Origin of the sequence: Faecalimonas sp. (assembly GCA_029264305.1) — a bacterium.
GTDB lineage: Bacteria > Bacillota > Clostridia > Lachnospirales > Lachnospiraceae > Faecalimonas.
The window spans coordinates 1-13,169 of the sequence record JARICA010000013.1 but is presented as its reverse complement, the minus strand read 5'-3'; the positions used below and the strand labels follow the sequence as shown (position 1 = coordinate 13,169).

12 protein-coding genes and 2 pseudogenes are annotated in these 13,169 nt (G+C 40.1%); 3 read left to right on the top strand and 11 right to left on the bottom strand.

Going from position 1 to position 13,169, the window contains the following annotated elements; translation table 11 throughout:
- Window positions 1–7: 7 nt before the first annotated feature.
- The 8 genes from ACY2U7_RS03540 to ACY2U7_RS03505 form a co-directional block, all read right to left on the bottom strand.
- Window positions 8–1,432, bottom strand: coding sequence for a DNA primase family protein (locus tag ACY2U7_RS03540; RefSeq protein ID WP_461815893.1), 1,425 nt, complete (start codon window positions 1,430–1,432; stop codon window positions 8–10).
- Window positions 1,362–1,997, bottom strand: a complete 636-nt coding sequence (locus tag ACY2U7_RS03535; protein WP_461815892.1) for a CHC2 zinc finger domain-containing protein — start codon at window positions 1,995–1,997, stop codon at window positions 1,362–1,364. The genes ACY2U7_RS03540 and ACY2U7_RS03535 overlap by 71 nt, the downstream gene beginning before the upstream one ends.
- 69 nt (window positions 1,998–2,066) lie before the next feature.
- A complete protein-coding gene (locus ACY2U7_RS03530; RefSeq protein WP_461815891.1) occupies window positions 2,067–3,440 on the bottom strand; it encodes a serine/arginine repetitive matrix protein 2 in 1,374 nt (457 codons plus the stop codon).
- Between the two features lie 369 nt (window positions 3,441–3,809).
- Window positions 3,810–5,009, bottom strand: a complete 1,200-nt coding sequence (locus ACY2U7_RS03525) for a DNA-methyltransferase (protein WP_461815890.1) — start codon at window positions 5,007–5,009, stop codon at window positions 3,810–3,812.
- A complete protein-coding gene (locus ACY2U7_RS03520; RefSeq protein WP_461815889.1) occupies window positions 5,009–5,620 on the bottom strand; it encodes an ApaLI family restriction endonuclease in 612 nt (203 codons plus the stop codon). Before ACY2U7_RS03520 ends, ACY2U7_RS03525 begins: the two co-directional genes overlap by 1 nt.
- Before the next feature lie 43 nt (window positions 5,621–5,663).
- Window positions 5,664–5,870: a helix-turn-helix domain-containing protein gene (locus ACY2U7_RS03515; RefSeq protein WP_461815888.1), complete on the bottom strand. Its 207-nt coding sequence runs from the start codon at window positions 5,868–5,870 to the stop codon at window positions 5,664–5,666.
- Between the two features lie 291 nt (window positions 5,871–6,161).
- On the bottom strand, window positions 6,162–6,455 hold the full coding sequence (locus tag ACY2U7_RS03510) for a hypothetical protein (protein ID WP_461815887.1): 294 nt from the start codon (window positions 6,453–6,455) through the stop codon (window positions 6,162–6,164).
- A 22-nt stretch (window positions 6,456–6,477) separates the two neighbouring features.
- The gene (locus ACY2U7_RS03505; protein ID WP_461815886.1) at window positions 6,478–7,992 is read right to left on the bottom strand and encodes a recombinase family protein; all 1,515 of its coding nucleotides are present in this window, start codon (window positions 7,990–7,992) and stop codon (window positions 6,478–6,480) included.
- 158 nt (window positions 7,993–8,150) lie between these two features.
- Here ACY2U7_RS03505 and ACY2U7_RS03500 point away from each other — a divergent pair, with 158 nt between their 5' ends.
- The 3 genes and pseudogenes from ACY2U7_RS03500 to ACY2U7_RS03490 all read left to right on the top strand — a co-directional run bounded on the left by ACY2U7_RS03500 (window position 8,151) and on the right by ACY2U7_RS03490 (window position 10,123).
- Window positions 8,151–8,972 (top strand): ParA family protein, encoded by an 822-nt coding sequence (locus ACY2U7_RS03500; protein WP_461815885.1) that lies wholly within the window; start codon window positions 8,151–8,153, stop codon window positions 8,970–8,972.
- Window positions 8,929–9,864: a ParB/RepB/Spo0J family partition protein gene (locus tag ACY2U7_RS03495; RefSeq protein WP_461815884.1), complete on the top strand. Its 936-nt coding sequence runs from the start codon at window positions 8,929–8,931 to the stop codon at window positions 9,862–9,864. The genes ACY2U7_RS03500 and ACY2U7_RS03495 overlap by 44 nt, the downstream gene beginning before the upstream one ends.
- 12 nt (window positions 9,865–9,876) lie before the next feature.
- A pseudogene (locus tag ACY2U7_RS03490) lies at window positions 9,877–10,123 on the top strand (DUF5720 family protein).
- A 190-nt stretch (window positions 10,124–10,313) separates the two neighbouring features.
- Here ACY2U7_RS03490 and fucO read toward each other — a convergent pair.
- From fucO to ACY2U7_RS03475, 3 genes and pseudogenes are all read right to left on the bottom strand, one after another.
- On the bottom strand, window positions 10,314–11,462 hold the full coding sequence (gene fucO / locus ACY2U7_RS03485) for a lactaldehyde reductase (protein WP_461815883.1): 1,149 nt from the start codon (window positions 11,460–11,462) through the stop codon (window positions 10,314–10,316).
- Between the two features lie 137 nt (window positions 11,463–11,599).
- Entirely contained in the window at window positions 11,600–12,670 is a 1,071-nt protein-coding gene (locus ACY2U7_RS03480; protein WP_461815882.1) for a substrate-binding domain-containing protein, read from the bottom strand.
- Window positions 12,671–12,768: 98 nt separating this feature from the next.
- Window positions 12,769–13,169 (bottom strand): annotated as a pseudogene (locus tag ACY2U7_RS03475) (hypothetical protein); the annotation flags it as partial.

Here is a 13,169-nt window from a genome sequence, read left to right as displayed (position 1 = left end):
CCTGTTGCTACTTTTTATAGGATTGATAATTGAAATCATCTGTCCTCACTTTGACATGGACTCCTCGAAATCCTCGACAAAATTTACCATTGCCAACTGGAATATTCTTGTCATAGGTCATTCCATAATCAGCAGATCGGTCTTTGAAGCGTTTTGAAAATGATCTCTCGCTTACTGGAGTATCTAAGTTGTCGTTACACCATTTGCAGTAGGCAACATATAAACTCTTTGAAGTGGCATGAGTGCCTTTTTCAAGTCTGATATATCCTGTCGATTCCAGAAACGATATGATATTGTCATCATCCTTTTGCATCTCATCCATCAATAAATGAGATTTATCACTAATAGTAAACTGATAATTGTTTTGAAGTAATCTTTCCAATCCTTCAATGCACCATAAAACGATACCTTCCACTTCTTCAATCATCTTGTCAGCTAAAAAAGGATCATTAACTCTATCTGGGGGAATGTCCTTTGTTTCATGAATAATTTGCCTTCTATAGAATCCTTTGCTCCTGTCAAAGAGTGACTTTAATGTTCCATTCCCAAATGCCAATATCCTACAAACAAGCTTTCCTTGGTAACTTTGTTTCCCTTTCCTTTCCAGATCCATTTCTTCTTCAGCAGTAACAATGGTCTTAATCATATTTGTTGATGGTAATGCTTCTGTTTTCATATCATCATCCAAATACAACAGCTTGCCTTCTTGATCGGCTCTAGCAAACCTATCATTTTCTAATTTCTGAAGACTTCCAGAGTTCATGTTGTAACCAAATATTCTTTTTAAGACTCTTCCAATTCGACTTTTACCTTCGCCACCTTTCCCAATGATCAGCAACATCTTTTGCCCTCTATTGCTGGGGATGAAACAATATCCCATAAATTCTTGCAAACAAGCAATATCATCTTTCTCTAGTAGACCATCCAAAAATGCCAACCATTTCTCAGGCTTCAGTGCATCCTCGTTGTAATTGACGGTCAAACGATTTCTGATCCATTCTTTCTGGTTTGTAAACCCTTTATTTACAAAATACGTTCCATTCATGAAATGAATCCTGTCCTCTTTCATAGGAAATGGAGCTGATCTTGTATATATCTTGAATCCATTTAAAATCGCTGTTATTTTGGATGAAATATTTCTAGTCCAATAAAGTTTAATGATATCTAAGATTTCCTTTTCCATTTCATCATCTGGAATTTCTCGATCTATATCATATAATTTTCCATTGATGCATTTGATTTCATGGTGTTGCAAGATCGTCTGATACAATAGAATTTCATTGATATTCTTGCCATCGAACCAGATCGGCAATTCCATTGTTGGGACTTTTTTCTCATCCTTATCTTCCTTGGCTACTTCTTCACTTTTCTGGAGAGCTTCCAGACAAGCAACTAAATCCTCTGGAAGATTCTTCCTTAATTCGTTGCTCAATATGATTCACCTCCTCTTGGCAATCCAAGATCAACCTTGCACGATCTTCCAAAGAACCACTAAGAAGAATATCCATCTTGTATTGAATCAGCGAGTATTTCTCCATTGCTTCAACAAACAATGGATGCCAATCATCATCTTCAATTCTTGGTGCATACTCTACTTTCCACTTGTCTAAAAGATGAAAATATTCACTATAGGCTCTAAAAAAACGAGTCTGTTGTTCGTGAAAGAATTGATCTAATGTCTGTTTCCGCTCCTTGGTTTTAGGACGATCTCTCGCCTTATAATGCCCTTGATATTTTTCATAAGGTATTGAAAAATCTTTTGCCAGCTTCTCTGCTGATTCCTTTGCAGAAAGATGAAAATACTTAGCTACAAAGTCGATCACATCTCCATCTGCTTGACAGGCAAAGCAATGATATCTTTTATCAAGTTTCATGCTTGGATTTTTGTCTGGATGAAACGGGCAGAGAGCCATCCCATTTCTTCCAACCTTAATTCCATAAAATTCAGCTGCACTTCTTGTCGTGATAGCTTCTTTTACTGCTTCAAATAATTTCATACTTGCTCCTTTCTGAGAAAATAAAAAAGCATTCTCATTGATTCAATAGTGAATACAACGGAATGCTCATTATCTGTCATCTCTATTCCATGATTTTTTCAAATCTTTCTTTTTACTTCGTTCTCTTTCAGCCAATGCATTTTTCTTTTGTGTCAAACGATTTAAAATCGAAGGTCTTGTCTTATCCTTAATCTCTTCAACCACTCTAGCTTTTGTTTTTGGTTGCATCAAAGAATCTGTGATTACTTGAATAGATGACATTGCATTTTTAATTTTTTTAATGACACCATCCAAACGATCTTTCGCATAACTCTTTTCCTTCCTTGATGCTTTGCGTTCTGGCTGATCAATCCAATTCTTAGTTCCTTCAATTAGTCGAATATCATCTTGTCTGGTTTTTATCATCACCTCTTTCGTAACTTCTTCTACTGCTGTTTCATATGCGATATCTGTAACATCTTGTAGCATTGCTTCTACATCATCAATTTCAAGAGTTAATTCCTCTAATTCCTTGGATGCATTTAAGATTTTGTTATTTTGAAATTCAATGATTGCTCCTTGTCTTTCAATTTGATCCTTTTTTTCTTCAATCTCTTCATCTTGCTTGGTCATTATCTCACTTCTTTTTTTAATTCCATATTCTTGGACCTCCATTATTTCTTTGTTGTCTTGAATCTCCAATTTTTGATTCATTCGGATATAATCTTGTTTTTCTAAATATGCTCTCCCGCCATACGTGGGTTCTTCTTCTAATTGCAATCCATGTTTTTTGCAAATATCAAGAAACATAACTCTACAAGCAGAATCAAAAACCATTTTTCGATTATTATTTCTAGATCGTTTCTGGTTTGGTTCTGGCAATTCAAAACCTAATTGCTTTAATGCTTCTTCTTGTTTTGGTTCAAGCTCTCCATATCTGTTCTCTGCAAAAAATACATGTCTTTCATGAATATGAGGAGTACCTTCATCCATATGCAAGGCCCAATCCAAAATTTGAATATGACTACCAAATCTCAATGCAAACTCATCTTTAAATTCTTCAAAAACCTTAACAAGCAAATCCGATGATGCATGATTATCCATTGTGCCCAACTGAAAAATTGTTTCTTCTGGACAGGTCTTTTTATTTTTTAGCACATCTTCAACCGTCTTACATCTGTCTGGATGCCTTGCTTTTATATGTCTTTCGTTTTGTGCTTTTACATAACCACCAAAATATTTTTTATAAAAATCCAATTCAATTTCATTAAAAGAGTGACATTCTACGTTTCTTTCTAATTGTGGATCTTGCGTATATCCTTGGCTATAATCCCAATAAATATTTTTCCAAACTTCCTTTTGACGAATATGATCACTGTTCTCAACATTAAATCTTCTGTCATTATGCTTAGGATCGTAAACTCCATATTTTCCAGATCTTCCGTTGTGTCTTGTTCCTCTCATAGGCTATCTTTTTCCTTTCTTTGAAATTTTCCCGAAGGGAATCTGAGCGAAGCGAGGGCATTATTTCGGGATTACCGTTACGAATAGTACCCAGTACTAAGTGGCGAAACGCCTCTTAACTGGGCAAGGCGTTTCACCCTTAACCCGATAATGGGCTTTGCCCCTTAACCCCATCAAAGGACATTCTGTCCTCTGCACTCCTTGACATCCGAAGCCGAAGTAATTGATTTTATCCTTCAATCAATCACAACGGCTTCAGCTGTTTTTTTCCATTTATGCATAAATCAAAATTTTGCAAATGAGCAAAACAAAAGCTCCCAACATTTTCACGGTTGAGAGCTTTTAACTTAATCATTATGAAATTTATATTTAGTTCTTACTTTCACTTATTTTATTCATTATCTGTAAATCATACTGGTCTATTATTATTAATTTTGAATCTAAATTACTAGAATTAACCGTATCTATAAAATCAGAATGTGTTCTTATTACAACCCTATAAGGACATGGTTTTCTTCTACATGCTTTTTCAATCTTCTGAATAGTTTCATTTAAAGTTTCTTCATCTCGTTGAACTCTAATCGCAATCATTCCGTCTTCAATATACTCTTTTAAAAATCCATCTATACCAGAATTACGTTGAACTGGTATCGCATTGATACTTTTAATAATTGAAAGGCTTTTTTCATCAAGATTTTGATAAGCTTTTTTTCCCTTTTTCAACAAACCAGATTCGGTTTTTATCTGTTCTGTTATCCTCTTTTTTGCCAACTCAACCGCATCTTTTGATCTGTCTATTCCTATATAATTTCTATCTAATATTTTTGCGGCAACCAATGTTGTACCGGAACCTGCAAAAGGATCTAAAACAATATCTCCTTTTTTTGTAGATAACTTTATAATCTGTTCAAGAAGAATTATTGGTTTTTGTGTAGGATATCCAACACGCTCCTTGGCTTTAGGATTAAGATATGGTATTTCCCAAACATCTGATAGTGGAACTCCCTTTTTAGCTTGTCCCATTATAGTATTGCCATTTTCGTCCAACTTGTATTTTGCTTTTCCGTCTTTATCTCTTATCCTATCTTGCATAATTTGGTCTACATTTGTTGTTTCAGAATAATCAGTATACAAAGTGTTAAACTGAAAATCTTTTGTCTTACTATAAAATAAGATAATTTGATGATTATTCAACAATCCTTTTTTTGAATTTGACCATCTTTTATAACTCCAAACAATTTCACTTTGAAAATTATTCATCCCAAACACTTTATCCATTTCTACTTTTAAGTAGTGTGATGCATTTCTATCACAATGTACGAATATACTTCCTGTTTTTTTTAGTACTCGTCTACATTCAATTAACCTTTCGGATATATATTCAAGATATTCATCGATACATTTCCAAGAATCCTCAAACTCATATGTGTTACCTTCCTTATCTGATAACACTTGTGTATATTGTGTAAAAAAAGGCGGATCCAAATAAACCATATCGACAGATTCTTCTTCTAAATGTTTTAATTCTTCCAAACAATCGCCTAGTATTATGTCATTTATATTTAACATTATTTTGCTGCTCTTTCTAAAATATTTTTTAAATTAATTCCTGTTTTGGATTCCAAGTAATCCCATGCATCCTGACCAGAATAATATTCTCCACCGATTTCTTCATATAAATCTTTTAATCTAGCTTGAATTCGCATTGCTTGACTTCTATTGGGTTCAAAAAACATAATTCTGATGGGCTTGTAGCCTGCATCTTTAATTATTTTGACTCTCTTATGTTCTTTTTTTATATGGTCACCATCTGTAGTTGCATCCTTCCATTTAATTTCATATGCGTTATTTCCTATCAAACAATCAATTTCCACAGTTTTAGGACTCTGATCAATAGTATTCCTTAATTTTACTTTCTCCTCAGCATTAGGATATGCCAATTTAAAGCAATTAATAGCTAATTCTTCAATTAAAGAACCTGAATACTTATATAAAAATCGTCCCACATTTTGTTGATAATCAACTTGATAACCTTCTTCATTTGTAAAACCTAATGCATTGTACAAAATATAATGTTCATTATTGTCGCTCTGCATCTCTTCTTCTCTTAATTCAATCTTTTCTTTTAATTCCTCTCTGTATTTTAAAATCAAATTCAATAAACGTTCATCTCTATTCATTGTGTACCTCCATCATACAAAAAATGTTACTCATAGTCAACAATTATATTCCTTTAAAAAAATCTGAAAATGATATTTCTAAAGCATTTATGATTTTTTCAAGACTTTTAATTGAAGGATTTCTTCTTCCTTGCTCCACACCTGCAAGATATGTCCTATCAATTTCCGCTTTAAGTGCTAGCTTCTCTTGACTAATACCTTGTTGTGAACGAAGTTGCTTAATTCTTAATCCCACTTTTTCTGTAATCATAGCATCTAACCTCCATGTTAATTATCAGAAAATGTTTCTTATAAGTCAACGGACTATCGGTCACAATAATTAAGTATATAAATGAATTTAGATATAAAATAGCATGTGAAAATTCATGATTTTATCCATTTCCTATGACATGCTTATTATATGATTCAGACCATGCTTTTTCACATGTTCACTTGCATCTTCTGTCCTTTTTGACGAAAAAAACGATGTCTATCACTTATTACGGATAAAACATCGTTTTAGATTAAATAGTTACTATTAATTTTTTTAGAAATATCCAGTTCATGACCAGATAAAATCTATCAATATAGTTTGAATACAAGCAATACCACTAATAACTCCTGTTACTATTACTGGTAACATAAATACGATAAAACCACACAACAAAATTCTTAAGCACTCCCTTCCTGTTTCCAATCCAAATCCATAACCTAAAATACCTGTTACGAAAATAATTCCCGCTAATAGATAAAAAACAATACTGGACATAGTTGTTATAAAAACTCCAAACCATTTTATAAAAGATAGTATAAGAACAATCGGTATGAACACTATTTTTAATTTCACTACAATCATTGTTCTGCCCCCTATCTATCACTTATTTTACAAGTAATGCATCTGGTATATCTTGCTCAGTTCGTATTTCCTTGCGATATTCCTCATACTCTGTTTTTACGAGTCCATATTGGGGAAGTTGTGCCCTTTTTTCTGCCATACGCTTCTTACGTTTTGGCTCATATCGTGCTTCATATTCAGCCTGTTTACCATTTGCTTTTCGTCGCAAGTAATTCTGATGAAGTTTGTCTCTTTTTGCTTCTATTTTCGCTCTTTCTTCTTCCAAAGCTTTCTGTACCTCTGGATCAATAGGTTCTGTTGGTACTTGAAATTTTCCAATAAAGTTGAAATAAATATCAACCCTTTGAGTTGATTGAATACTACCCTTTCGATCTCGATTGAATACTAGGATTTTATCAATCAATTCATTTGCCATCGCATTTGTTAAGACATCAAAGTCTTTATACTTTGCAATCAGACTCATAAATTTACGAGCATTTTTTGTTTCCACCTTATAACTTGCAATTGTTTCTTGTAACTTATCTATTTCCTTTCCAATCTCAGCTAATTCTGATTCATACTGATTGCTAAGATATTCATATCGTTTGTCTGGAAGTTTTCCGAGAATATTATCCTCATAGATTTTACAGAGTAACTTCTCTAACTCATCATTTCGAGTTTGACATTCTTCTAATCGTCTGATGCTTGCCTTTTCATCCACCGATTGCTGAGAATCTACAGCTTCTTGAACTGTATTTATGAATTTATCTGCATCCACTTGGATATAATCTCTGATAGCCTTTAAACTTTTTAAAACAAGCTCTACAAGGTCATCAGCATTGATTCTATGCCCTGTTTCACATTTCTTTAAGGGATAGTTACCACAACAAAAGACTTCTCTATTTACCCCATTATCGGTTCTGTGGCAATACAATTTACCACCACAATCTGGACAATAGACCAATCCTGTTAATGGATGAACTGGCCCCCAACCATTCGGCCAACGTTTCACGTTAGTTCTAATTTTCTGAACAATATCGAAAGTTTCTTGATCTATGATAGGCTCTTGCGTATTTTCAAAAACAACCCATAAATCATCATCAACATATCGACTATGAGAATCTTTAAAGTGCTTTTTAGTTTTAAAATTCACTGTATGCCCTAGATATTCTTTACGTTCCAGAATACTCGCAACTGTTGAACTGGTCCAATTATATGGATCTGGGATTTTGCGTGTCCTATATAATCCAATCCCCAACTTTTGCTGATGAACAGCAGGCATATCCACCTTATCCTCTTTCAATGCTTGGCAGATTTGAAAAGGACCTCTGCCCTCTATTGTCATTTGAAAAATGCGTCTAATTACTTTCGCAGCTTCTTCATCAATAATCCATTGCTGTGGATCATCTTTGTCTTTCAGATAGCCATAAGGTGGATTGCTTGTAACATGTTTTCCTGTTTTCCCTTTTGCTTGAAAGACTGATTTAATCTTTTTACTAGTATCTTTTGCATACCATTCATTGAACAGAGTTTGTTCGGGAAAGGGAAAAACAAACAAGCATAAATCCAGTATTCATGCGGGTTTGCGACGAGATGGCTCTCAACAAAAAATCTCTGAAACAGCGTAAAAACTCACAATCACATATTGTTTCTCTGGGAGAATGTTGATTTATGTCACATTCTCCCTTTTTCTATTTCAGAACAGAGGTGATTGTTATGAACACGCAAATTATTGCCATCGCCAACCAGAAAGGCGGCGTTGGCAAGACAACGACTTGTGCCAACTTGGGGATTGGTTTGGCACAGGCAGGAAAGAAAGTCCTGCTGATTGACAGCGACCCACAAGGGAGCCTGTCCATCAGCTTAGGCAATCCACAGCCGGATAAGCTGTCCTTCACCTTATCCGATGCAATGGCGAAAATCCTCACCGATCAGCCTATCATTCCCGGAGAAGGCATCTTGCATCACCCGGAAGGTGTGGATTTGCTGCCAGCCAACATTGAGCTTTCCGGCATGGAGGTATCCTTGGTAAACGCCATGAGCCGTGAAACCATCTTGCGGCAGTATCTGGACACGCTGAAGGAACAATACTCCCATATCCTGATCGACTGCCAGCCGTCCTTGGGTATGCTCACCGTCAACGCTCTGGCTGCTGCAAACAGGGTTTTAATCCCTGTACAGGCAGAATATCTGCCCGCCAAAGGTCTGGAGCAGCTGCTTACCACTGTCAGTAAAGTAAAGCGGCAGATCAATCCAAAGCTCCAGATTGATGGTATCCTGCTGACAATGGTAGACAACCGTACCAACTTTGCCAAAGACATCAGCACATTACTCAGAGATACCTATGGCAGCAAAATCAAAGTGTTTGGTGCGGAGATCCCCCATTCTGTTCGGGCAAAGGAAATCAGTGCCGAAGGCAAAAGTATCTTTGCCCATGACCCTAATGGCAAGGTGGCAGAAGCATATCAATCTCTGACAAAGGAGGTGTTGAAACTTGAAAAGCAGCGTGAAAAAAATAGAGCTGGCATCGGTAGATGATTTGTTTTCCACTGAGGAAAGCCGTGCGGATGACCAGAGAGAGCGAGTGCAGGAAATCCCTCTTTCGGAGCTGCACCCCTTCAAAAACCACCCTTTCAAAGTCAAGGATGACGAAGCAATGATGGACACCGCCGAAAGCATCAAGCAATATGGTGTGCTGGTTCCTGCGATTGCAAGACCTGACCCCAATGGCGGCTATGAGATGGTAGCAGGACACAGACGGCACAGAGCCAGTGAACTGGCTGACATGGAAACCATGCCTGTTATTGTCCGTGATCTGGACGATGACGCCGCCACCATCATTATGGTTGACAGTAACTTACAGCGTGAGAGCCTTCTCCCCAGCGAACGAGCCTTTGCCTACAAGATGAAACTGGATGCCATGAAAAGGCAGGCTGGCAGACCTTCAAGAAATTCCGCCCAAGTTGGGCGGAATTTTGAGGGTAAAGAATCCAGAGAACTTCTTGCAGAACAAGTTGGTCAAAGCCGCAATCAAATTTCTCGGTATATCCGCCTGACAGAGCTGATTCCCGAACTGCTGGATATGGTGGATGAGAGGAAGATTGCCTTCAATCCAGCCTATGAGCTGTCCTTCCTCAAGCCAGAGGAACAGATTCAGCTTTTGGATGCGATGGAGAGCGAACAGTCTACCCCTTCTCTATCTCAAGCACAGCGGCTCAAGAAATTCAGTCAGGAGGGGCATCTGTCCATTGATGTGATGCGAGCCATCATGGGTGAGGAAAAGAAAAGTGAACTGGATAAGGTCACGCTGTCCTCGGATACCCTGCGGAAGTATTTTCCCAAGAGTTACACGCCCCAGCGGATGCAGGAAACCATCATCAAGCTGCTGGAGGCATGGCAGAAAAAACGTCAGAGAGATCAGGAGCGTTGAAAGGAGCCGCCTATGAGAGATCGCTCAGCCAGAGAGCTGAAAGGACATAACATTTTAGCAGTGGAGCGTTTCAGCAATAACACGGATCGAATTGCGGGATCACCAGATGGGTGATGAAATGCGTCTCTTTTTGACAAACGATGTGTATCATGATGCACTGGAATACCAAAATACAAGGAGCTATCCGAACAGTCCAAATTCCAGCCTTTTCTACCGTGCATCGCATTTGGTGCAGGGATCCCCATTCCATCTGTTATAGGATCTGAAACATTCCGGCTGAATTACAGGACAAAACAAGTCCGGCGTGCCCCCACTGGGAGCCACGCCGGACTTGTGACCTGTCAGGTTTTACATTTACGCTTCTTGTACAAACAGGGAGCCAGGGGATCTGGCATTGTTTTACTGGGAGCACTGCCTTCCGCTGTCACACAAGCACTTTCGGTTCTGCATTACAGCAGCTTTTTGTAAAGATCAATGATCTCTTCTACACTGGTATCACGCGGATTTCCCGGACGGCAGGCATCTGCAAATGCACTCTCAGCGAGGAACTGGAGATCCTCTTCCTTTACGATCTGCTTCAGGTCAGCCGGAATGCCTACATCCATGCTGAGCTGCTTTACCGCTGCACAAGCAGCTGCACGCGCATCTTCAAGGCTCATTGCATCTACGCCTTCTACCCCCATTGCCTTTGCAATATCGCGGTATTTTTCCCCTGTGCAGGGCGCATTATACTCCATGATGGTCGGCAGTAAAATCGCATTTGCGACACCGTGGGGCGTATCATATACAGCACCCAGGCTATGCGCCATGCTATGTACGATACCCAGACCGACGTTAGAGAAGCCCTGACCTGCAATATACTGTGCCAGTGCCATTCCCTCACGGCCTTCTGGTGTATTCTCCACTGCGCCGCGCAGATGCTTGGCGATCAGCTCGATCGCCTTGATATGGAACATGTCTGTCATTTCCCATGCGCCCTTTGTGATGTATCCCTCAATGGCGTGGGTCAGTGCATCCATACCCGTGGCTGCCGTGAGTCCCTTCGGCATGCTGCTCATCATATCCGGATCTACAACCGCAACTTCTGGGATATCATTTGCATCCACACAGACAAACTTACGCTTTTTCTCCACGTCGGTGATAACATAGTTGATGGTGACCTCAGCCGCTGTGCCCGCAGTGGTCGGCACTGCAATGGTGAAGACTGCATGCTTCTTGGTGGGGGCAACTCCTTCCAGACTGCGCACATCTGCAAACTCTGGGTTATTGATGATAATACCGATTGCCTTTGCGGTGTCTATGGAAGATCCTCCGCCAATCGTGATGATGCTGTCTGCGCCACTTGCCTGAAAAGCAGCGACGCCGGACTGCACATTTGCAATCGTGGGATTCGGCTTGATATCACTATACATCTCGTATACAAAACCTGCTGCGTCCAACAGATCGGTCACTTTCTTGCTTACGCCAAATTTGATAAGGTCTGGATCCGAGCATACGAATGCTTTTTTATAGCCGCGTGCGGTCAGTTCGGGAACGATATTTTCGATCGCACCTTTTCCATGATAGGATACGGTATTCAAGATGATACGATTTGCCATTGCAATTACTCCTTCTGATTTACAGTATTTTTGATTTTGCAGACTTTAGAATTGGGGGGCGATCGTCGATAGGAACGATCTCTCAAAACAGATAATAATCACTTATGATTTTGGATATTTACCATAAAAGGGAGGCATCAGCCCTCATATACCAGATTCTTGCTGATCATCTCGTCGATGTTGGAAGCATCATACCAAACACCTGCGATGTCTACCTTTTCTTCAACATTTGCACTGTCCTCGATTGCCTTGACACACTGTTCCACTGCATTATAGCCGATGCTGTAGGAATCCTGCGCAACCGAACCGATCAGCTTTGCGCCGCTCTGTGCACGGATCCACTCGATCTGCTTGGTGCCTGCGTCAAAGCCGCAGAACTTGAGCGCATCATACTTGCCGCCGGATGCTGCGATCGCATCGGAAACCTGCTTGACAACGCCCTCATTGCACATGAAGATCGCCTGTGCCTTCTTCTCGAACAATGCCTCCAAAGCGGTCACATACGCATTGTTTGCGTCGCCGTCCTTGACTTCCAGCACGATCTCATATTTTCCCTTGGTGGAGGCCTCTGCATCTGCGAGCTCCGTAAACTTCTCGATGAATCCCTCTGCACGGTCTATACCTGTCTGGGTCTGGTCATGCTGAATGACACCTACAACATACTTATCCGCCTTTGCAATGTCCTCTTTGAGAGATGCAAACAAGTTTTCGGCAGCAATGGCAGCAGCTGCACGGTTGCTGGTTGCAACGGAAGCAACGATCGGGTTCTTGTTGCCTGCATTCAGTGCCTCGACGTCCTTTTCCCAGATACCGCTGTCGAACTGAACGACCGGTACCCCTCTCTCCTTTGCCTGTCCCAGCATATCTGCAAATCCTTCGCCGATGGTTGCAAGTACCAAGCCATTTACATTGTTAGACAGTGCGGTCTGTACCATCTCCATCTGAGACGGCAGATCCTTTGCGCTCTCCGATGCCGGCCCACGGAAGGTGATCTTATAGCCATATTTCTCGCCTGCAGCCTCTGCACCGGACTTAACAGCCTGCCAGAACGCATGGCTTTCGCCCTTTGCCACAACACCGATGACCTTATCTCCGCCAGAGGCCGACTGCTCTCCTCCGCCGCCTTGATCGGGGGATCCTCCACCACATGCAGCCAATAAAGATGTGCTAAGTGCGGTTGCCAACAAAACAGAAAGTATCTTTTTCATCAGAATCTCCTACCTTTACTCATCATTGATTTTTACACATGATCGATTGCCGTATAAAGCAATTATGCTCTGTCTATGCTCTTGTACAAAGGAACAATTTATTTCCCTTGCAGAGCCGCTGCACGCTCGGCTTTCAGCGTCTTGATCTGCGTCTCAAGCTGTGACAGCCGCTGTTGTTTTTCGCTCGCGCTCAGTCCGGTATCTGCATAAACCTCGTCGATCTGGCTTTCCAGTACCTCGCGCTTCTCCCAAAATTCCTGCTTGATATTTTTCTTCATGCTGCGCGGTGTGACGCGGCTGGCATTGCGGTTCTTGATGACGTCCATAAACACCGCACCCACAACGATGATGCCCGTCAGCACATAGGTCACATAGGTCGCATTGAGGTTGAGGTTGAAGCGTGCCAAAACAAAGTTCAAGCCGCTTCGGATCACGACCAGCATGATGGCACCGATGAGGGTACCCATAACGGAAGCAACACCGCCGGCAGCACTTGTGC